General features: G+C 73.8%; 16 protein-coding genes and 1 tRNA gene. 7 read left to right on the forward strand and 10 right to left on the reverse strand.

Going from position 1 to position 18628, the window contains the following annotated elements; translation table 11 throughout:
• Window positions 1–55 precede the first annotated feature (55 nt).
• Window positions 56–129, reverse strand: a tRNA-Ile gene (locus BM339_RS02430).
• Between the two features lie 157 nt (window positions 130–286).
• Here BM339_RS02430 and BM339_RS02435 point away from each other — a divergent pair.
• The 3 genes from BM339_RS02435 to BM339_RS02445 are packed head-to-tail and all read left to right on the forward strand — an operon-like array spanning window position 287 to window position 3225.
• On the forward strand, window positions 287–973 hold the full coding sequence (locus BM339_RS02435) for an LppX_LprAFG lipoprotein (protein ID WP_021598615.1): 687 nt from the start codon (window positions 287–289) through the stop codon (window positions 971–973).
• Window positions 970–2571: an MFS transporter gene (locus BM339_RS02440; protein ID WP_083597199.1), complete on the forward strand. Its 1602-nt coding sequence runs from the start codon at window positions 970–972 to the stop codon at window positions 2569–2571. Before BM339_RS02435 ends, BM339_RS02440 begins: the two co-directional genes overlap by 4 nt.
• Window positions 2572–2613: 42 nt before the next feature.
• On the forward strand, window positions 2614–3225 hold the full coding sequence (locus tag BM339_RS02445) for an Rv1733c family protein (RefSeq protein WP_021598613.1): 612 nt from the start codon (window positions 2614–2616) through the stop codon (window positions 3223–3225).
• A 23-nt stretch (window positions 3226–3248) separates the two neighbouring features.
• On the opposite strand, the gene BM339_RS02450 is transcribed toward BM339_RS02445, so the two are convergent.
• From BM339_RS02450 to BM339_RS02480, 7 genes are all read right to left on the reverse strand, one after another.
• On the reverse strand, window positions 3249–3956 hold the full coding sequence (locus BM339_RS02450; protein WP_021598612.1) for a 3-keto-5-aminohexanoate cleavage protein: 708 nt from the start codon (window positions 3954–3956) through the stop codon (window positions 3249–3251).
• A 24-nt stretch (window positions 3957–3980) separates the two neighbouring features.
• Window positions 3981–5945 (reverse strand): hypothetical protein, encoded by a 1965-nt coding sequence (locus BM339_RS02455; RefSeq protein ID WP_256255175.1) that lies wholly within the window; start codon window positions 5943–5945, stop codon window positions 3981–3983.
• Between the two features lie 65 nt (window positions 5946–6010).
• A complete protein-coding gene (locus BM339_RS02460) occupies window positions 6011–7291 on the reverse strand; it encodes an adenylosuccinate synthetase (protein WP_075019779.1) in 1281 nt (426 codons plus the stop codon).
• A 4-nt stretch (window positions 7292–7295) separates the two neighbouring features.
• Window positions 7296–8267, reverse strand: a complete 972-nt coding sequence (locus BM339_RS02465; protein WP_021600392.1) for a hypothetical protein — start codon at window positions 8265–8267, stop codon at window positions 7296–7298.
• Window positions 8268–8279: 12 nt separating this feature from the next.
• Entirely contained in the window at window positions 8280–9308 is a 1029-nt protein-coding gene (locus BM339_RS02470) for a serine/threonine-protein kinase (protein WP_075019780.1), read from the reverse strand.
• Entirely contained in the window at window positions 9305–10138 is an 834-nt protein-coding gene (locus tag BM339_RS02475) for an NUDIX hydrolase (RefSeq protein ID WP_075019781.1), read from the reverse strand. Before BM339_RS02475 ends, BM339_RS02470 begins: the two co-directional genes overlap by 4 nt.
• Window positions 10139–10327: 189 nt before the next feature.
• Window positions 10328–12469: an APC family permease gene (locus BM339_RS02480; RefSeq protein WP_075019782.1), complete on the reverse strand. Its 2142-nt coding sequence runs from the start codon at window positions 12467–12469 to the stop codon at window positions 10328–10330.
• A 370-nt stretch (window positions 12470–12839) separates the two neighbouring features.
• On the opposite strand from BM339_RS02480, the gene ggt reads away from it, so the two are divergent.
• The 3 genes from ggt (at window position 12840) to BM339_RS02495 (ending at window position 16113) form a co-directional block, all read left to right on the forward strand.
• A complete protein-coding gene (ggt, locus tag BM339_RS02485) occupies window positions 12840–14747 on the forward strand; it encodes a gamma-glutamyltransferase (protein WP_476920299.1) in 1908 nt (635 codons plus the stop codon).
• Window positions 14748–14797: 50 nt separating this feature from the next.
• Window positions 14798–15160 (forward strand): divalent-cation tolerance protein CutA, encoded by a 363-nt coding sequence (cutA, locus tag BM339_RS02490; RefSeq protein ID WP_021598687.1) that lies wholly within the window; start codon window positions 14798–14800, stop codon window positions 15158–15160.
• A gap of 86 nt (window positions 15161–15246) precedes the next feature.
• Complete coding sequence (locus BM339_RS02495) at window positions 15247–16113, forward strand: oxygenase MpaB family protein (protein WP_021598688.1); 867 nt, start codon at window positions 15247–15249, stop codon at window positions 16111–16113.
• A gap of 6 nt (window positions 16114–16119) precedes the next feature.
• On the opposite strand, the gene BM339_RS02500 is transcribed toward BM339_RS02495, so the two are convergent.
• The gene (locus BM339_RS02500) at window positions 16120–17676 is read right to left on the reverse strand and encodes a DHA2 family efflux MFS transporter permease subunit (protein ID WP_021598689.1); all 1557 of its coding nucleotides are present in this window, start codon (window positions 17674–17676) and stop codon (window positions 16120–16122) included.
• Between the two features lie 111 nt (window positions 17677–17787).
• Here BM339_RS02500 and BM339_RS02505 point away from each other — a divergent pair, with 111 nt between their 5' ends.
• Window positions 17788–18306: a MarR family winged helix-turn-helix transcriptional regulator gene (locus tag BM339_RS02505; protein ID WP_256255176.1), complete on the forward strand. Its 519-nt coding sequence runs from the start codon at window positions 17788–17790 to the stop codon at window positions 18304–18306.
• Between the two features lies 1 nt (window position 18307).
• Here BM339_RS02505 and BM339_RS02510 read toward each other — a convergent pair whose 3' ends face one another.
• Window positions 18308–18607 carry a metal-sensitive transcriptional regulator gene (locus BM339_RS02510; RefSeq protein WP_024936094.1) on the reverse strand — a complete coding sequence of 100 codons (300 nt, stop codon included), beginning with the start codon at window positions 18605–18607 and terminating at the stop codon, window positions 18308–18310.
• Between the last annotated feature and the right edge of the window lie 21 nt (window positions 18608–18628).

The raw sequence follows: 18628 nt of genomic DNA on the forward strand, positions 1-18628 counted from the left end.
GGCATGCCGGAGGAGCCCGGCCCACGCTTTCCGTGGGCATGCCTCGGCCACTCCGTAGGGCGGGCGGGACTCGAACCCGCGACCGGAAGATTATGAGTCTTCTGCTCTGACCAGCTGAGCTACCGCCCCGGGGCGTTCCCGGTGACGGCCGGGGTTTGCCGGGTGCCATCTTAGCGGCGGCCTTTTTGCGAGGGCCACCGTGAATGGCGATGTCATCCTTGGGAGGGGGCGATGTCATACCTGGTACCGAGGACGGGCGCGGGTACCCGTCGGTAGGGTCCCGCGTATGTCCAGACGCAATCTCGCTCTCGTCCCCGTGCTGCTGGCGCTGGTCTTCGCCGGTGCGTGCGATGGTGGCGGGGGAGGCGAGCCCGCGAAGAAGGCGAACTTCGACGCCGCGCAGACGTTGCGGCAGTCCGCGCAGGCCATGGGGAACGTGAAGAGCATCGCGTTCTCCCTGGAGTCGGACGGGACCACTCCGGTGATCGTGAAGAGCGGCGAGATGAAGCTGCTGCGGAGCGGGGACGCGGAGGGGACGCTGACGGTGGAGCAGCAGGGCCAGAACGTGGAGATGAAGGTCGTCGCGGTCGGCGACAGCATCTTCCTGGACGCGGGTACGGGCGGCTGGCGGAAGCTGCCGAAGGCGCTGGCGTCCGGCGTGTACGACCCTTCGGCGGTGCTCGATCCGCAGCGGGGCATCGCCGGATTGCTGTCGGCGGCGCAGGCGCCGGAGCCGCAGGCGGTGGAGAAGGTGGACGGCACGGAGACCTACCGGGTGGGCGCGAAGCTGCCGAAGGCGCAGATCGCGGGGCTGATCCCGGGTATCACCGCGGACATGGACGGCCAGGTGTGGGTGAGCCGGGCCGACAACCGGCCGGTGAAGGTGCGGGGGGCGTTCCCGGGGGGCAAGGGCGCGGTGGTGATCAAGTTCACCGAGTACGACGCCCCGTACAAGATCAGCGCACCGAAGTGAGGGAGCGTCGCCGGGTCGCGATCGGCGCCGGCGGCGCGGTGGTGCTGCTGGCGGCGCTGGACGCCTATGTCGTGACGACGGTCCTGCTGCCGGTCGTGAAGGATCTCGGCATCGCGGTGAACCGGCTGGAGCGGGTGACGCCGGTCCTGACGGGGTTCCTGCTGGGGTACGTGGCGGCGATGCCGCTGCTCGGGCAGCTGTCGGACCGGTTCGGGCGGCGGCCGCTGCTGCAGGCGTGCCTGGTGTTCTTCGCGGTGGGGTCGGTGGTGACGGCGCTGGCGCAGGACGTCCCGGTGCTGACGGCGGGGCGGGTGGTGCAGGGCGTCGCGGGCGGCGCGCTACTGCCGGTGACGATGGCGCTGGCCGGTGATCTGTGGGACGAGCGGCAGCGGCCGGTGGTGCTCGGCGCGGTGGGGGCGGCGCAGGAACTGGGGAGCGTGCTGGGCCCTCTGTACGGGGCGGGGATCGCGGCGGCGCTGGACTGGCGGGCGATCTTCTGGATCAATCTGCCGCTGGTGGCGGCCGCCATGGCGGCCGTGCAGTACGCGGTGCCCGGCGGGCGCCGGGAGGGGCCGCGGCCCGGGGTGGACGTCGTCGGGGGCCTGCTGCTGGCGCTGGGTCTGGCGCTGCTGGTCGCCGCCGTCTACAACCCGGAGCCGCAGAAGGCGGCGCTGCCGTCGTGGGGCCCGCCGGTGCTGGGCGCGGGCGCGGTGGTGCTGGTGGCGTTCGTCCTGTGGGAGGTCCGGGCGAGGACGCGGCTGTTCGACCTGTCGGGGGTGCGGCGCGTCCCGCTGCTGGCGACGCTGGGCGTGAGCCTGCTGTCGGGCGCGGCGCTGATGGTGACGCTGGTGGACGTGGTCCTGGTCGCGCAGACCGTCCTGGACAAGGACGCGACCGAGGGGGCGCTGCTGCTGACGAGGTTCCTGGTGGCGCTGCCGGTCGCGGCGGTGGCCGGCGGGCTGGTCGCGCGGCGGGTGGGGGAGCGCTGGCCGATGGCGGCGGGGATGGCGGTGTCCGCGGTCGGATACCTGCTGATCGCGGGCTGGCCGGCCGACCTGGCGAACGCGCGCTATGGGCCGCTGCCGCGCATGGACGTGGACCTGGTCGTCACCGGTCTCGGGCTCGGCCTGGTGATCGCGCCGGTGTCGTCGGCGGTGCTGGCGTTCGTCCCGGCGGCGCGGCACGGGGTGGCGTCCGCCGCGGTGGTGGTGGCGCGGATGATGGGGATGCTGCTCGGCATCTCCGCCCTGTCGGCGTGGGGGTTCCACCGGTTCCACGCGCTGACGGCCGAGTTGAAGCCGCCGCTGCCGTTCCTGATGTCGGACGAGGAGTTCGCGCGGCAGACGAAGGTCTACAACGCGGCGCTGCAGGACGCGCTGCGGACCGAGTACCAGGAGATCTTCTGGATCACCGCCGGGATGTGCGCGCTCGGCGCGCTGCTGGCGCTGGCGGTGGGGACGCGCCGGAGCGCCGCTGATCAGGACAATAGCCGGATTTGGTCATCACCCGGGCATAACGGGCGCGAATCGGGAAAGGATTCGGCCACCGGCGATGTGCCGATCAACGAACTCGGGAATATCCTGGGAAAGGATGGCTAAGGCCTCTTGCCGGGAGGGCACTCCCCGGGGAGGTGAACGCAGATGCGCAGGTCCCGCATCGGCCGCGGAGGCACGCCGCTCACCAGGCTGCGCAGGCGCCTCGGCCTGGAGCACAACGAGCTGCGCCGCCGGGTCGACCGCGTCCAGCGGCTGGTCGGCCTCGGGCTCGTCCTGCTGCTCCTCGGCGTCGCGCCACCGCTCGCGGCCTGGGCCGCGTCCTGGTCCTACGACGCGGGCATGCGCGCGGAGAAGGCGGAGCGGGCCGACCGCCACCAGGTCGTCGCGACGGTCACCTCGACCGGCGGCATCGGCTCCTCGGGCGACCGCTACATCCATGAGACCGTCCAGGCCAGCTGGCCCGGCGCGGACGGCAAGCCCCGGGTGGGGACGCTGCCGAGCTGGAAGAACGCCAAGGTCGGCGCACACCGGACGATCTGGGTGGACCGGCAGGGCGACCCGACCGTCCGCCCCCGCCCGCACAGCCGCACCGTCACCGACGCCGCCTATGCGGGCGGCGCCACCGTGCTCGGCTGCTCGCTGCCGATCCTGCTCGCCTACGCCCTGGTCCGGCGCCGCTGCGACCGGCATCGCGACGCGATGTGGGAGGCCGACTGGGCGCGGATGGACTCCGCGGGCCACAACCCCCGTTCGTGACGCCGCCCGCCGGATGAGGCGCGTCAGTCCACGGCGATGAGGGCGCGCGCCGTCTGGACCAGGGCCGCGTTGTCGGCGGCGGGGGAGCCGTCGGGAAGGCCGAGGGTGTCCTCCAGCCCGATGCGGACGTCCAGGTTCAGCCGGGCGGCGAGGCGCAGCACGGGCCAGGCGCCGCCGTCCTCGCCGTGCAGCAGGATCGGCACGGAGAGCCGGGTGCCGAGGTCGTGCAGGAGCTCCTTGGCGGTGCCGGTCGCGGTCTCCGGGTCGGGGTCGGTGACCTCCGCGAGGATCCGTAGCACGTGGTGGGCGTGCGGCCAGGCGAGGAACCGCTGCGCCGCGTCGGTGCCGGAGAAGATCCCGGCCTCGATGGCGACGCCCCGCTCGAAGAGCGCCTCGGCGACCAGCTCGGCGCCCTCCTCGTGGAAGTTCACCGACGCGTGGTCGGGCAGGACCGTCCAGGACCGGACGAGCGCGGCGCGCTCGCCCGGGCCGGCGGCCGTCCAGGCCCCGGTCGTCACGCCGACGTGGACGCCGGGCGTCCCGGTGCGGACGGCGGTGACGGTCTCGGCGACGTGGAGCGGGGCCATGGTGTCGGCGCCGGCGGCGTCCTTCGGGTGCACGTGGACGTCCTCGGCGCCGACGTCGATGGCGGCGCGGACCGCCGCGGCGATCTCGTCCGGGGACGTGGGAACGCCCTCGGTCCGGCTTCCGTTCGGGCAGACCTGGAGCATGGGGCCGATCATCTCAGGTGCAGGTCAGGGCGTGATGACGCAGGGTCCCCCTCCGCACGCGTCCACGACGGTGCCGGTCGTGAGGAACGTCGCCTTCTGCCGGCGGGCGCCGGCGTTGTTGCGCGGGTCGGAATGCGGGTCGCGGCCCGCGGTCGGCGGGGTGTTGGTGAGCGGCGGGACGGGGGAGCCGCTGTCCCAGACGACCATCGCGGAGCCCTCGTGGGACGCGCCGAACGTCGGGATGCCCCAGTAGGGCACCTTGTCCGGGCTCCGGCCGGGCGTGACGACGGGGGCGTGGACGCGGGCGCCGATCGTGCGGGCCTCGACCTCGGCGGCGACCGGCGCGACCTGGTGGTCGCCGAAGGCCACGTGCATCAGCACCCGGTGGGCCGGGGTGCCGGGCAGCGGGTCGTCCGTCATGTGCCAGGCGTAGCCGTCGGCCTCGCCGCGGTCCCAGAGCATCTGGATCAGCGCGATGCCGATCTGCTGGTCGAGCCTGTCCGGGTAGAACAGGTCGAGGACCCGGGCGTACTGCGGGAAGTCCGCGCTGCGGTTGAGCAGCGTGCTGTAGTTCATCGCCGGGACGCCGAGGACGGCGCGGCGGATGTCGGGGGAGACGGCGGTCAGCGCGCCGCCCATGATGCCGCCCTGGCTGTTGCCGTCGAAGGTCAGCGGGGCGCCGGTGTCGATGAGGGGCGCGCCCGCGTCGCTCTGGAAGGCCTTGTGCCCGGCGAATCCGCGGGTCATGGCGCGTCCGAGGAAGATGAAGTTCACCAGGCTCTGCTGGAGGCGGTCGGCGACCGTCCGGAAGCGGGTGAGGTCGGCGAGCGCTGAAACGACGTTCGGGACGTCCTCGTCAGCCATGCCGATCCACTTGGTCGCGCAGAACACGAAGCCGTGCTCGGACGCCATCGCCTTGACGTTGCCGGCGTCGACCTCGCCCTCGCTCCCGAGCAGGCCGTGCCCGTAGAGGGCGGGGCGCGCGGGCCGCGTGAGCGCCGATCTGGGGATCTCGCACTGGAACGGGACGGCCTGGGAGTTGCCCGGCAGCCGGGACGGCAGGCCGTCCCCGCCCCGGTGGAGGGACGATCCGGGCAGGCCGCCGTACTGGTCGAGGTAGCTCGGCGCCCAGACGACCCCCTTCACCTCGCGGGCGATCGTGTCGTCCACGTCGTTCCTGACCTCGGTCACGAGGAACGAGGGCGAGCGGTCGCCGAGGCCGCGCAGCGCGTCGTCGCGCATGTGGAGCACGGGCCCGGCGAGGCTCTGCCGGCTCGCGACGGTGAAGTCCCAGGCGAGGTAGAGGCCGTCGCGGCCCACACCGTTCGCCTGGAGGGCGGCGAGGACCCGGCCCATGTCCCGCTGGCGCCGGGCGAGCGGGTCGGCGGCCGGCAGGTCCGGGCCGAGGATCTTGGCGAAGGCGGCGTTCGGCCCGATCGGGTCACCGGAGGCGTCCCGCAGGTCGCGCAGCGCCACGGCGTAGCGGTGGCCCTCGCGGAGGTTCCGGGCCGGACGGATGATCAGCGCCTTCCGGTCGCCGGGCGCGTTGGCGTCCAGTTCCGCCCAGTACGGCCAGCGCTCCCCGGTCGCGGTGTCCACGAGGACGATCGGCGCGTCGTCGCGCAGCGAGGCGCCGATGTCGGTGACCGGCGCCGCGCCGGTGCGGGCCAGGTCGAGGCCGGGGACGCGGCTGAGCAGCATCGACCCCGGGGAGAAGCCGTCCGCGCGGTTCCATTCGCCCGGCGCGACGGGGACGCCGAGCGCGTTCTTGATCGTCGTGCGCAGGTGGACGCGCCGGCCCGTGGACGTGGCGCCGTCCGCCACCGTGTACCAGTCGTTCGGGAAGGGCAGCAGGCACGCGGCCGGATCGATCGGGTCGCAACCGTCGCCGGTCTCCGCGGTGGCGGCCGGCGCGGCCGGGACGGTCAGGAGCGCGACCGCGGCGGCGAGCGCCGCGAGGGCCGACAGGGTGCGCTGGGGGATACGCAACGTCCACCTCCGCTGGATCCGCCGGGTCTCGGCCGATCGGTAGCGATCTTGGACCTGCCGGAGGCTCAGGTCAATGGCCGTCCGGAGGTGGCCACGCGGCCGCCACGTGCGGGGACGCCGGTCTTGTCGGCCGCGGTCGGGCCGTGGGACCGCAGGACGACCGGCGCGCCCGCCACCTCCTCGATCGTCGTTACCGCCTCCCCGAGCGGCGCGTAGACGGGACGCGCCCTGAGCAGGCGCTCGGTGAGGGCGGCCTGGCGGTCCAGGTCGGGTGGGCCCGTCTCCAGGCGCCCGACCCCTTCGCCGTCCATCTCGTAGGACAGGCAGACACGCAGGTCAGGACGTGCCCCCGCGACGTCCAGGTGCGTGACCGCCAGGCCGTCCACGCCGCCCGCCGCGTCCAGCGCGTACCGGAGCGCGACGGCGTCGAGGTGGCCGGCGCGGAACGCGCCCTGCCAGCGTCCCGTGCCGTTGTGCGGTTCGGGGAGGTCCGCGGTGAGCACCGGGTCCTCGGTGACGAACGGCCCCGGGCCGTGCCGGGTCGCGTAGGTGCGCAGGACGCCGAGCCGCAGCGCGGTCCCGCCGGCCTCGGCGAGCAGCGTCTCGGCGTTGGCGAACGTCGTCGTCGACCACGTCGTGTACGGGTGGAAGCCGTGCCACTCGTCCAGCAGGACGCCCTGGGCGCCCTCGAACACCACGGTCCCGCCGCGCAGCAGGCGGCGCAGGTGGGCGCCGCCGACGATCCGCACCCGCTCGGCGAAGGCGGTGAAGGCGGCGGCGCAGTCCTCGACGTCCGGGACCTCCTCCCCATCAGGGAAGGCGTCCCGGTACCAGTCGCGGACGGAGGCGAGCCGGCGCCGCAGCCGCGCGGGCGACAGGCAGTCGCCCGCGCGCGGCGCGTCCTCGTGCGCCAGGGCGTACGACGCCGTCTCGCCGATCCCCATGCCGCACGACCCGTGCCGGGCCGCGCCGCGCGCGGACTCCCGCGCGCGGTTGGCGGCCCGGTGGTACGGCGTCGTGAGCGGCGCGTCCCGGTCGGCGGTCAGCCGGTCGAGCGCGTCGCGGACGCCGAGCGCCCGCAGGTGCGCGGCCTCGGCCGCGAGCGCCAGCGGGTCGACGAGCATGAACCGCGACAGGTGCGTCCGCACGCCGGGCGTGAACGTCCCCGAGCCGAACTGGGCGAACGTGTGGTGCCGCCCGTCCCCGGCGACCACGTTGTGCGCCGCCTGGGCCCCGCCGTTGAACCGCACGACGGCGGCCGCGGGGCCCGCCTGGCAGAGGTGGTCGACGACCGTGCCCTTGCCCGCGTCCCCGAAGCCGAGGTCGACGACGATCACGTGGTCCACGGGGTCAGAGCCGGGTCGTCGCGGACGGGGCGGCGGCGTCCAGGCCCGGCGGGGTGGGCGCCACCGCGACCGGGGCGCGGGACGCCTCCAGCCGGGCGAGGGCGCGCGACACCGAGGCGCCCGCGTCCGACCCGGCCTCCTCCAGGTGCTCCAGGCCCTCGTCCAGGTCGATGGCGTCCTCGGCGAGCCCGACGGTCAGCGCGATCGTCTCGCAGACGGCGTCCAGGTCGTCCAGGTAGAGGACGTTCTGGCCGAGCAGCTCCTGCCAGAAGTCCTTCAGCTCGCGGCTTCCGGCGTGGTAGGCGCCCTCGGGGATGATGAAGTACACGTCGTACATCCGCTGCAGCTCGCGGACGAGGGCGGCGACCGGGACGTCCTCGTCCGGCTCGCCCCCGATGACCTTGGCGATCTCGCGCCGCTTGGCCTTGGGGTAGGCCAGCTCGTCGCCGATCATGAACAGGTAGCCGCGCTTCCCGCGCTTCTCGAAGCAGTCGATCGAGGTGTGCCGGGCCATGAGGTACATGGCCAGCTCGTACGACTCGCGCATCTGGCCGCCGCCCCCGCCCTCCAGCAGGATCTTGCCGAGGTCGTCGTCCATCCGGTTGTCGGCCTCGAACTGGCCGACCTGCAGCGGCGCGCGGTCGCAGGTCGCGTCGCCGACCGCGCCGAACAGGATGTGCGGGTGCTCGACGTACCCCTTGCGCAGCAGCAGCCCGAGCAGGTCGGGGAGCTTGGTCTGCAGCGTCCGCGGCACGGTCCCCATCGAGCCGGTCACGTCGAACAGGACGCCGATCGCGAGCGACTCGGGGTGGTCCTCGGAGTCCCGGCTCTCCCGGACGGTCACGCCGCGCGGGTCCAGGTCGGGGTGGACGGTGGTGGCGCCGCCGTCGGAGTAGGCGAACGCGCTGGCGCCGGTGGACGCGCGGTAGCTCGCGCGTGCGGCGTAGACGTCGGTGGACCAGTTTCCGCTTCCCATGATCTCTCTCCTTCAGCGGGGAACGGGCAGGTGGAAGGGGCGGAAGCGGCGCGGGCCGTAGAGCCGCTCCAGCAGCTCGTCCAGCTCGGCGAGCAGCCGCCAGGCGTCCGCGGGGCGCCGGTTCTGCGCGGGGAGCGTGCAGCCCCGCGCGAACGAGCGCATCGCCTTGGGCGCCTTGTCGCCCATCAGGTCGGTGATGCACCGGGTGGCCATGAAGATGTCGGTCGCCGGGCTCGCCGTCCGCCGTCCCGGCACCTCGGGCGGGTACCAGCCGGCGTACCGGTCGACCATCGCCGGGACGCGCCCGGACGGGTCGGTGTGCGCGTAGCAGCCGGGGACGGAGTAGCACCAGTCGACCAGGACCAGGCCGTGCTCCTCCGGGTGGATCAGCACGTGGTCGGGGAGCACCGCGCCGTGCAGGACGCCCGCGCGGTGCGCGAAGCCGAGGCCGACCAGCAGCCGCCGCCACATCCAGGCCGCGTCGCGCGGGTCGACGCCGTCCGGATACGCCCGCCCGACCTCGGCCAGGCTGTGGAACCCGTCCAGCGCGGTGATCACGTTGACCTGGCGCTGCGCGCCGGTGGCGGCGTCCCGGTGCCGGAACGACTCGACCAGCCGCGGGACGTAGGGCAGGAACTTCCCGTCGCCGTCCTTGGGGAGCTGGCGGAGCGCCACGGCCTCGCGTTCGACCAGGTCGCCGTCGCGCGGGTCGCGCGGCATCTTCAGCAGGACGTCGCGGCCGGGGCCGACCCGCGCCCGGTACAGCTCGGCGAGGTCGCCGCCGATGGCGCCGCCGTCCAGCCGGTACGCGTGCCGGCGCGTGGTGATCGTCGCCGGGTCGCCGCCGCGGTAGCCCCGCCAGAGGTCGTTGAGGCGGATGAACGCGTCGCGGGTCCGCCCGCCGGTCGCGTCCGGGTGGACGAGCCGGGCGAGCCGCCGGTAGCGCCGCGCCGCCTCCGCCTCGTCGTCGCCGAACAGGTCGGCGGGCACCCGCGCCCGGTCCAGCCGCGCCAGCGCCTCGTCCAGCCGGTGCCCGCTCATCGGATCTCCTCCTCGCGGCCGGGGCGCAGGAGGGCGGGGTGCAGGAGGCGCGCGTCGCCGGGGCGGTAGAGGCGGGGGCGGGGGCCGCCGCGCCGGCCGCCGCGGTCGGACGTCGCGCCGGTGCTCTCCACGAACCCGGGCACCGACAAAACCTTGCGGTGGAAGTTGCCGGCGTGCAGCTCCTCGCCCCACACCGCCTCGTACACGGCGCGGAGCTCGGGGATCGTGAACTCGCCGCCGCAGAAGGCGGTGGCGAGCGGGGTGTACTCCAGCTTCCCGCGCGCCCGCTCCAGCCCGTCCGACAGGATCCGCGCGTGGTCGAAGGCCAGCCGCCGGGTCGTGCCGGGCCGCTGGTCGCCGGACTCGGTCAGGCCGAGCGCGTCCACCGGGACCCACGCCGCGTCGGCGGCGTCGCCGCCGGCCTCCGGGTCGGGCAGCTCCGGGGCGAAGGCCAGGTAGGCGACGGAGATGACCCGCATCCGCGGGTCGCGGCCGGGGGCGCCGTAGGTGCCGAGCTGCTCCAGGTGGACGCGGCCGAGCGCGCCGCCCTTGGCGCTCAGCCCCGTCTCCTCGGCCAGCTCCCGGACGGCCGCGTCCGGGAGGTCCTCGGCGTCGGTGCCCTGGAGGGGGCCGCCCGCCTGGACGAAACCGCCGGGGAGCGCCCACATCCCTTCGAACGGGGCGTTCCCCCGCCGGACGAGCAGGACGTGCAGGGCGCCGTCGCGGATGGTGAGGGCGACCACGTCCACCGTCACCGAGACCGGGTCGTAGTCGCGCGGGTCGTAGTTCGCGAGGAACTCGCTCTCGTCGCGCCTCGGGTCCGGTGCCATCGGTGTCCCTCCCGTCGATCTCTGACTGAGTAAGTCTCAAATAGAGTTCATCTCTAGCTGAGAACAACATAGCCCGCACATCACCCGTTGTCCACCCCTCACCCGAGACGGAACGAGGGCGCCCCCCGGGAAGGGGGCGCCCTCGGCGTTCGGCGGAACTCTACAAAACGGGTGTTGGGCGATACCGCCTCAGCGGCGGTGCCGTCCCCCCTGCGGCGGCTCCTGGGGCTCGTCGCCCGGACCGTACCCGGGACCGTACGGCCCGGGCCGGCGGGGGTTCTGCTCCTGGCCGCCCTGCTCGTAGGGCCGGGGCTCGTAGGGTCCGGATTCAGAGGGTCCGGATTCGTACGGCCCGGATTCGTACGGCCCGGATTCGTACGGCCCGGATTCGTACGGCCCGGATTCGTACGGCCCGGAGGGTTGGGATCCGTACGGCCGGGATTCGTGGGGCCCGGACGAGTACGGGTTCGGCACGCCCGGATCGACCGCGTACGGGTCCTCGGGCGGCCCGGCGGAGTACGCCCCGGACGGGCCGCGGCCCGGTGGCCCGCCCTGCGGGGCCGGGTCGGTGGGGTAGGGCTCGGGCGCGAACCGGCCGCCCGGCCGGCGTCCCGCCGAGTACCGGCCGGTGGGGTAGGGGCTCTCCGGCGTGCCGGGGCGCCCCTCGCCCGGCCACGTCCCCTGGCCGACCTGCCCGGGGGTGGGGCGCACGTCCCACGGCCCCGGCACCGCGCCCGGGGGCGGCGGGGCCGCGCCCGGGGGAAGGGCCGCGCCCGGCGGCGGGGCGGGGGCCATCGGCGCGGCGACCGGGCGCGCGGGCGGCGGTGCGTCCAGCAGCAGCTTCATCTGGCTCTTGCGGCGCCCGTAGACCAGGTAGATGCCGATGCCGACGATCATCCAGATCGCGAAATAGGCCCACGTCTCGACGTTCAGGTTCAGCATCAGCCAGCCGATCGCGAAGATCGTCACGATCACGACCAGCGGCGCCGCGGGCATCCGGAACGGCCGGTGCAGGTCCGGCCGGGAGCGGCGCAGCGCCAGCACCGCCGCCGCGACGAACAGGAACGCGAACAGCGAGCCGATCACGACGAGCTGCTCCAGGGTGAGTACGTCGATCGTCTGCGACATCACCACGGCCGCGCCGCCCGCGAGGAGCGTGGCGCGGGAGGGCACCTTGTAGCGGCTCATCGCGGCGAGCGGGCGCGGCAGCAGCCCGTCCCGGGAGATGGAGAACACCACCCGGGTCAGGCTGATCATCAGCACCAGGATGACGGTGGTGAGCGCCAGCATGGCCCCCACGTCGACGATCTTGCCCATCGCGCCCGCGCCGACCGAGTCGAAGGCGGCGGCGAGCAGCAGCTTGTCGGGGTTGAGGTTCGCGATGCCGTCCATCCCGACCATGCCGACGAGCGCGACCGCGACGGCCGCGTACAGCACGATGGTGGTGACCAGCGCGGTGAGGATGCCGCGCGGCACCTTGCGGGGCGCGTCGTCGGTCTCCTCCGAGGCGGTCGCGATCAGGTCGAAGCCGATGTAGGCGAACGCGATGGCCGGCGCCGCGGCGAACATGCCCCAGACCCCGAACACGTGCGGGGTCCCGCCGCCGAGCGCGCCGAGCACGGCGTCCAGCACCGTCTGGTCGGCCTCGGGGGCGGGCTGGGACGGCGGCAGGAACGGGGTGAGGTTGCCCGGGCTGAAGAACTTCAGCGCGGTGGCGATGACGAGCCCGATCACGATGACCTTGGCCATCACCATGAACCACAGCGACTTCAGGCTCATCCGGCTGCCGGTGGCGAGCATCAGGACGACCAGCAGCAGGATGCCGAGGGCGAACAGGTCGGGGCCCTTCTGCTGGCCGATCAGCTCGCCGAGCCAGCTCGGGACCCCCACCCCGAAGTCCTGCAGCGCCTGCGCGGCGTACAGCGACCAGACCCGGGCGAGCACGGACGCGGCCAGCAGCAGTTCCATGATCAGCGCCCAGCCGACGACCCACGCCCACACCTCGCCGAACGCGACGTAGCTGAAGGAGTAGGCGCTGCCCGCGACCGGGACGATCGAGGACAGCTCGGCGAAGGCCAGCGCCGCCAGCACGCACACGCCGCCCGCGATGAGGAACGAGACGAGCACGCCGGGGCCCGCGGTCGAGGACGCCTGCTCGCCGGCGATCTTGAAGATGCCGGAGCCGATCATGACGCCGAGGCCGAGCACGACGAGATCGCGGGTCCGGTAGACCACGCGGAGACGGTGCCTGCCGCCGTAGAGCCGGCCGGTGGCCTGCTCGACCGGCAGCCGCCGGAACATGTTGTTGCGCATGCGCATGTCCAAGGTCATAGGTGGTCCCCCAAGGCCTGAACCCGCGCCGCTGATCGCGAGGTGCTTGCCGAAGTCCCTAAGAATTCACCAGGTATGAGCATAATCGCAACGTTTTCGCCCGGATTCCCGCCGTCTCGCCGTTGTCGCATCCTGCCAAACCGCAGGTCGGCGACGTGCCGCAATGGCCCCCTCACGCTGGGCGAGGACGGCCGAATGACTTTCCGGTGGACCGTTCCGCGGCAATAGGTCCCATTTCCAGAGGGGGAAAGCGCTTTATGATCTTTCGGTGCCGCGGTCCGGCGCCGCGTCCGGGGTCGGCCGGTGCGGACGGTGGCGTCCGACGAAGATCGGTGGCACCGTAGGGACGCCGCGTTCGTCTGGAGGTCCGGTGTTCCGCTCCCCATCGCCCTCGCACGCGCCGCCCGCGCGGGCGCCGAAGCCGTCCCGCGGGTCCCGCCGCACGGCCGCCGCCGCCGCGCTCGCCGTCGCCGCGTCCCTCACCGTCCCGGCCGCGCCCGCCGCCGCCGCGCCCGCGACCATGCCGGCGCACCCGCGGCCCCCCGCGAAGCAGCCGGTCAAGCAGGCGGTCGCGACGGGGTACGGCGGCGCCGTGTCCACGGTCGACCCGGACGCCAGCCGGACGGCCCTGGAGGTCCTCCGGCGCGGCGGCAACGCGATGGACGCGGCCGTCGCCGCGGGCGCCACGCTCGGGGTCACCGAGCCGTACGTGGCCGCGATCGGCGGTGGCGGCTACATGACCTACTACGACGCGAGGACGCGCCGGGTCCACGCCCTCGACGGGCGCGAGTTCGCGCCGAAGCGGATGAAGCAGGACGCCTTCATCGACCCGGCGACGGGACGGCCGCTCCCGTTCGACCAGGCCGTCACGAGCGGGCTCGGCGTCGGCGTGCCCGGCACCCTCGCGCAGTGGGACCTCGCGCTGCGCCGGTTCGGCACCCGCGACCTCGGCACCCTGCTGCGCCCGGCGATCAAGGTCGCCGACCGGGGCTTCGTCGTGGACCAGGAGTTCCACGACCAGACCTCGACGAACGAGGCGCGCTTCCGCGACATCGTCCCGACCCGCCGGCTGTTCCTGCCGGGCGGGAAGGTGCCCGCGGTCGGCTCGGTCTTCCGCAACCCCGACCTCGCCGGCACCTACCGGGAGCTGGCGCGGCGCGGCACGGACTGGTTCTACGAGGGCGGGCTCGGCGAGGAGATCGCCCGGACGGTCGCCAAGCCCCCGGTGGACCCGAAGGCGACGCGCAACGTCCGTCCCGGCCTCATGGAGCGCGGTGACCTCGCCGCCTACCGGGCCGTGCCGCGCGAGCCCACCCACGTGCCCTACCGGGGGACGGACGTGTACGGCATGCCGCCCTCGTCGTCCGGCGGGTCCACCGTGGGGGAGGCGCTCAACATCCTCGGCAACTTCCGCCTGGACGCGCGCGACCCGGTCACGGCCCTCCACTACTACCTGGAGGCGTCCAAGCTCGCCTACGCCGACCGAGGCCGCTACGTCGGCGACGCCGACAAGGTGGACGTGCCCCTGGACGAGCTGCTGTCGTCCGGGTTCGCCCGCGAGCGCGCGTGCCTGATCAAGCCGGACCGGGCGGCGGCCGCCCCCGTGGCCCCCGGTTCGCCGGACGGGTCCTACGCGCCGTGCGTCCCGCCGGGCACCCAGACCAGGGCGCTGGCGTTCGAGGGCCCGCAGACCACTCACCTCAACGTCGCCGACAAGTGGGGGAACGTCGTCGCCTACACGCTGTCGATCGAGCAGTTCGGCGGCAGCGGCATCACCGTTCCCGGGCGCGGGTTCCTGCTGAACAACGAGCTGACCGACTTCTCGTTCCAGCCGCCCGCGCCGGGCCAGGCGCCCGACCCGAACCTGCCGGGCCCGCGCAAGCGCCCGCGCAGCAGCATGTCCCCGACCCTCGTGCTCAAGGACGGGCGGCCGAAGCTCGCGGTCGGCACGCCCGGCGGGTCGACGATCATCACGACCGTGCTGCAGATCCTGGTCAACCGGATCGACCTCGGCATGGACCTGCCCACCGCGCTGAACGCGCCCCGCGCCACGCAGCGCAACACCCCGCAGGTCTTCGCCGAGCAGCCGTTCATCGACCGGTACGGCCGCGACCTGGCCGCGCGGGGGCACCGCCTGGAGCCGTTCCCCGGGCCGCCCGCGGGCGTGATCGGCGCCGCGACGGGGCTGGAGTTCCTGCGGCCCGGCCTCGTCCAGGCGGTCGCGGAGCCCACCAGGCGGGGCGGCGGCAGCGCGCTCGTCGTCCGTCCGTCCAGGTAGCCGCCCGTGCCGGGGGCGTGCGCGGGCGGGGAGCGGGAAGGAGTCGTGCCATGGCCCACTCTTACGTGCAGGTGACGACCACCACCGACTCCCGCGCCGAGGCCGCCGAGCTGGCCCGGTCGGCGGTCGCCGAGCGGCTCGCGGCCTGCGCCCAGCTCGTGGGGCCGATCGCCAGCACCTACTGGTGGGAGGACGAGATCGAGTCGGCGGAGGAGTGGATGGTGCTCTTCAAGACCTCCGCCGACCGGTTCGACGAGCTGGCCTCCCTGATCACCGAGGGCCACTCCTACGACACCCCGGAGATCATCGCGACGCCGGTGGTGGCGGGGAGCATGGACTACCTGGCCTGGATCACCGAGCAGACCGAACCCGGCGAACGGGACGAAGCGGTAGACGACCTCATCGAGGACTAGATCGTGTGACGTCCGGCGTGGCAGGGTAAGCCTTCGATTACCGGGCCGGTGCCGACTCCCGGCCGCGGCGACGGAAGGCGGTCGACGTGCACGACGAGAGCGAGGAGCGGGCCGACCACGGGCTGTTCGGCCCGGGCTCGGTGACCTGGGAGGTCATGGGCGAGCCCGTGCTGGTCATCGGCGGGATCAGGGCGCTGCTGCTCCAGGCGCTGCATCCGCGCACGATGTGGGGGACCGCGCAGAACTCCGAGCTCATGGACCCCGCCGCGGCCTGGGCCAGGCTCGGCCGGACGGTCGAGTTCGTCCGCGTCCGCACCTACGGGACGCACGAGGAGGTCGAGCGGGTGGGCCGCCGCGTCCGCCGGCTGCACTCCAAGCTCACCGGCCTGGACATGCGGACCGGCGAGACGTTCCCGGTCGACGACCCGGAGAACCTGCTGTGGGTCCACATGGGCGAGGTCGACTCCTACCTGGACGTGGCCCGCCGCGCGGGAGTGCCGCTGACCGCGCGGGACGCCGACACGTTCGTGGACGAGCAGCGCCGCGCCGCCGCCGTCGTCGGCCTCGACCCGGCGGACGTGCCCGCCACGGTCGGGGAGATGAGGGACTACTACGCGCGGATGCGGCGCCGGATCTACGCGTGCCGGGAGGCGCGCGTGGGACTGCGCCGCATGTTCAGCCCCGCCCTCCCGCGCCCGCTGCTGCCGCTGAAGCTCGCCGCGCCCGGCCTCGGGGTGCTGGTCGTCTCCACGCTGCCGCGCTGGGCCCGCCGCATGTACGGGCTGCCGGGGCTGCCGACGTCGGACCTGGCCGCGACACTGACGCTGAAGGGCCTCTACCGCACCACGCACGTCGTCCCCGAGCGGTTCCGGTACTCGCCGGACGCCCAGCGGGCCAGGCGGATCACGCGCCAGCACGAGGCGGATCTGGCGGGCCTGTCGATCGCCTCCTGAGCCCGGTCAGGCCGGCGGGGGAGCGTCCGGCACCGTGTCCCCCTCGTGGTCCTTCTCGTGGGCCCCGTGCCGCGGCAGCAGCAGCGCCGGGAGGATCAGCACCGCGGTGAGGATCAGCGCGACCCAGAACGTGTGGCCGAACGCGTCCGCCAGGTTCGGCGCGACCTGCTCGCGGACCCGCTCGGGGATCTCGCCCATGCCCGCGGCGGCGCCGTCCCCGCCGGCTCCGGCCCCCGGGACCCGGTCGCCGATCTGGCGGGCCAGGATGACGGCGAGCAGCGCCGTGCCGACCGATCCGCCGAGCTGGACGATGATGTTCAGGGTGCTGCTGGCCCGCGGGACCACGGCCCGGCTCAGCGTCGTGAGCGCCGCCGACATGGTCGGCATCATCGTGCAGCCGAGGCCGAGGCCCCGCACGAAGAGGGCGGCGGCGAGCAGCCAGTAGGACGTGTCCGCCCCCACCAGGGCGAACGGGACGGTCCCGGCCACCAGGAGGACGACGCCGACCGGGACGACGCGCCCGGCGCCCAGCTTGTCGGTGATCATTCCGGCGAGCGGCATCGCGGTCGCGGCCCCGAGCCCCTGCGGCGCCAGCAGGAGCCCGGCCGCGAACGCGCCCTCGCCGCGGCCGATCTGGAAGTACAGCGGGATCAGCAGCATCGAGCCCATCAGCGCGAGGCCGACGAAGAACACCCCGACGGCGGCGGCCGCGAACGTCCGGTCGGTGAACAGCCGCACGTCGATCAGGGAGCGCTCGCGGAGCCGCAGGCTGTGCAGCGCGAACAGGCCGACCAGGACGGCGCCGCCCGCGAGCCAGGCGATGGTGGACGGTTCCCCGAACCCGCCGTTGCTGCTCGCGGTGGACAGGCCGTAGATCAGCAGGACGAATCCGGGCGGCAGCAGGACCAGCCCGCGCCAGTCGAGCCCCGGCGCGGCGTGCTCGCCGCGGTGGCGCGGGACGTTCCACCAGGCCAGCGCCAGGGCCATCGCCCCGACCGGCAGGTTGACGAGGAAGATCCAGCGCCAGTCGACGTCCTCCACGAGCCAGCCGCCGAGCACCGGGCCGAGGACGGGGCCGAGCAGCATCGGGACGCCGACGATGCTCATGACGCGGCCCATCCGCCGCGGTCCCGCCGCCATCGTCAGGATGGCCATGCCGGTCGGCATCAGCATGCCGCCGCCGAGGCCCTGCACGACCCGGAAGACGATCAGTGACTCGATGTTCCAGGCGGCGCCGGACAGCACCGACCCGAGGACGAACAGCACGATCGAGGTCATCCACACGCGGCGCCCGCCGAACCGGTCGATGGCCCAGCCGGTCAGCGGGATGACGGTGCCCATCGCCAGCATGTAGCCGGTGATGACCCACTGGATCGTCGACAGCCCGGTGGAGAAGTCGCGCCCGAGCGTCTCCAGCGCGACGTTGACGATCGTGGTGTCGAGGATCGCCATCACGGTCCCCGACACGATCACCAGGCCGAGCAGGATCGTCCGGCGGTCCAGGCGCTCGCTTCCGGCGGTGTCGTCCGGCGGTGCCGCCTTGGTGATCGGGCTCTCGGCCATGGTCGGTCCCCTCGCCTGCTCCGCGCCCCGTCTCCCCGTCGATCAAGACGTGAAAACGCCTTGAAGTTCAACATTTTGCAGTGCATCACGGAATATGTTGAACTTCAAGGTATGTCCGAGAATGGATCTGCCGCCGCCGCGGCGGTGGACGCGGACCTGGAGACGATGGTCCAGCTCACGGCCAGGATGATGCGCGGGATCAAGGGCGGGCACGACGGCGCGGAGGAGCTCGTCGACCGGGTGCGCGCCGCCGGCCTCGGGCCCCGGCACGTGCCCGCGCTGATCCAGCTCGTCCTGCAGGGCCCCATGGCCGTGGGCGTCCTGGCCCGGCGGATGGCGCTCAGCCCCGCCACGGTCAGCCAGCTGGTCGGCGAGCTGGAGCGCGGCGGCTTCGTGGAGCGCCGCCCGGACGAGCGGGACCGCCGGCGCATGATCGTCAGCCTCGGCGAGCGGCACCGCGAGATGGTCGAGCGGTTCACCTGGCGCCGGCTGCGGCCGTTCCGCATGGCGCTGGAGGCGCTCACGCCGGACGAGCGGGCGCAGTTCCTGCACGGCTGGCGCGTCCTGGTCGAGACCATCGAGCGCACGAGCGCGCCCGCGCCGGACGGCGAGGGCTGCCCCGGCGGGTGAGTCAGCCGCGCCGCATGAGCCGCCCGACGGCCGCCATCAGCTCGGTGGACATCGCCTCGCCCTTGCCCTCCTCGGCGCCCTCGGCCACGCAGTGCCGCACATGCCCGTCCAGCAGGCCGAGCGCCACCTTGTCCAGCGCCGCCTGGACCGCGCTGATCTGCGTGAGGATGTCGATGCAGTAGCGGTCCTCCTCGACCATCCGGCCGATGCCGCGCACCTGGCCCTCGATCCGCGCCAGCCGGGTCTGCAGCTGGTCCTTGGTGGCGGTGTACCCCCGGACGGGGGCCTCGCTGGCCGTCATCTCCAACCTCGCAATCCTTCC

It is taken from the genome of Actinomadura madurae, assembly GCF_900115095.1.
Lineage (GTDB): Bacteria > Actinomycetota > Actinomycetes > Streptosporangiales > Streptosporangiaceae > Spirillospora > Spirillospora madurae.

Bases quoted from the DNA above. Each gene is read 5' to 3' on its own strand.
- BM339_RS02435 (WP_021598615.1), top strand. From the start codon at position 287: ATGTCCAGACGCAATCTCGCTCTCGTCCCCGTGCTGCTGGCGCTGGTC.
- BM339_RS02445 (WP_021598613.1), top strand. From the start codon at position 2,614: ATGCGCAGGTCCCGCATCGGCCGCGGAGGCACGCCGCTCACCAGGCTG.
- BM339_RS02450 (WP_021598612.1), bottom strand. From the start codon at position 3,956: ATGCTCCAGGTCTGCCCGAACGGAAGCCGGACCGAGGGCGTTCCCACG.
- BM339_RS02465 (WP_021600392.1), bottom strand. From the start codon at position 8,267: ATGGGAAGCGGAAACTGGTCCACCGACGTCTACGCCGCACGCGCGAGC.
- BM339_RS02470 (WP_075019780.1), bottom strand. From the start codon at position 9,308: ATGAGCGGGCACCGGCTGGACGAGGCGCTGGCGCGGCTGGACCGGGCG.
- BM339_RS02475 (WP_075019781.1), bottom strand. From the start codon at position 10,138: ATGGCACCGGACCCGAGGCGCGACGAGAGCGAGTTCCTCGCGAACTAC.
- BM339_RS02480 (WP_075019782.1), bottom strand. From the start codon at position 12,469: ATGACCTTGGACATGCGCATGCGCAACAACATGTTCCGGCGGCTGCCG.
- cutA (WP_021598687.1), top strand. From the start codon at position 14,798: ATGGCCCACTCTTACGTGCAGGTGACGACCACCACCGACTCCCGCGCC.
- BM339_RS02500 (WP_021598689.1), bottom strand. From the start codon at position 17,676: ATGGCCGAGAGCCCGATCACCAAGGCGGCACCGCCGGACGACACCGCC.
- BM339_RS02505 (WP_256255176.1), top strand. From the start codon at position 17,788: ATGTCCGAGAATGGATCTGCCGCCGCCGCGGCGGTGGACGCGGACCTG.
- BM339_RS02510 (WP_024936094.1), bottom strand. From the start codon at position 18,607: ATGACGGCCAGCGAGGCCCCCGTCCGGGGGTACACCGCCACCAAGGAC.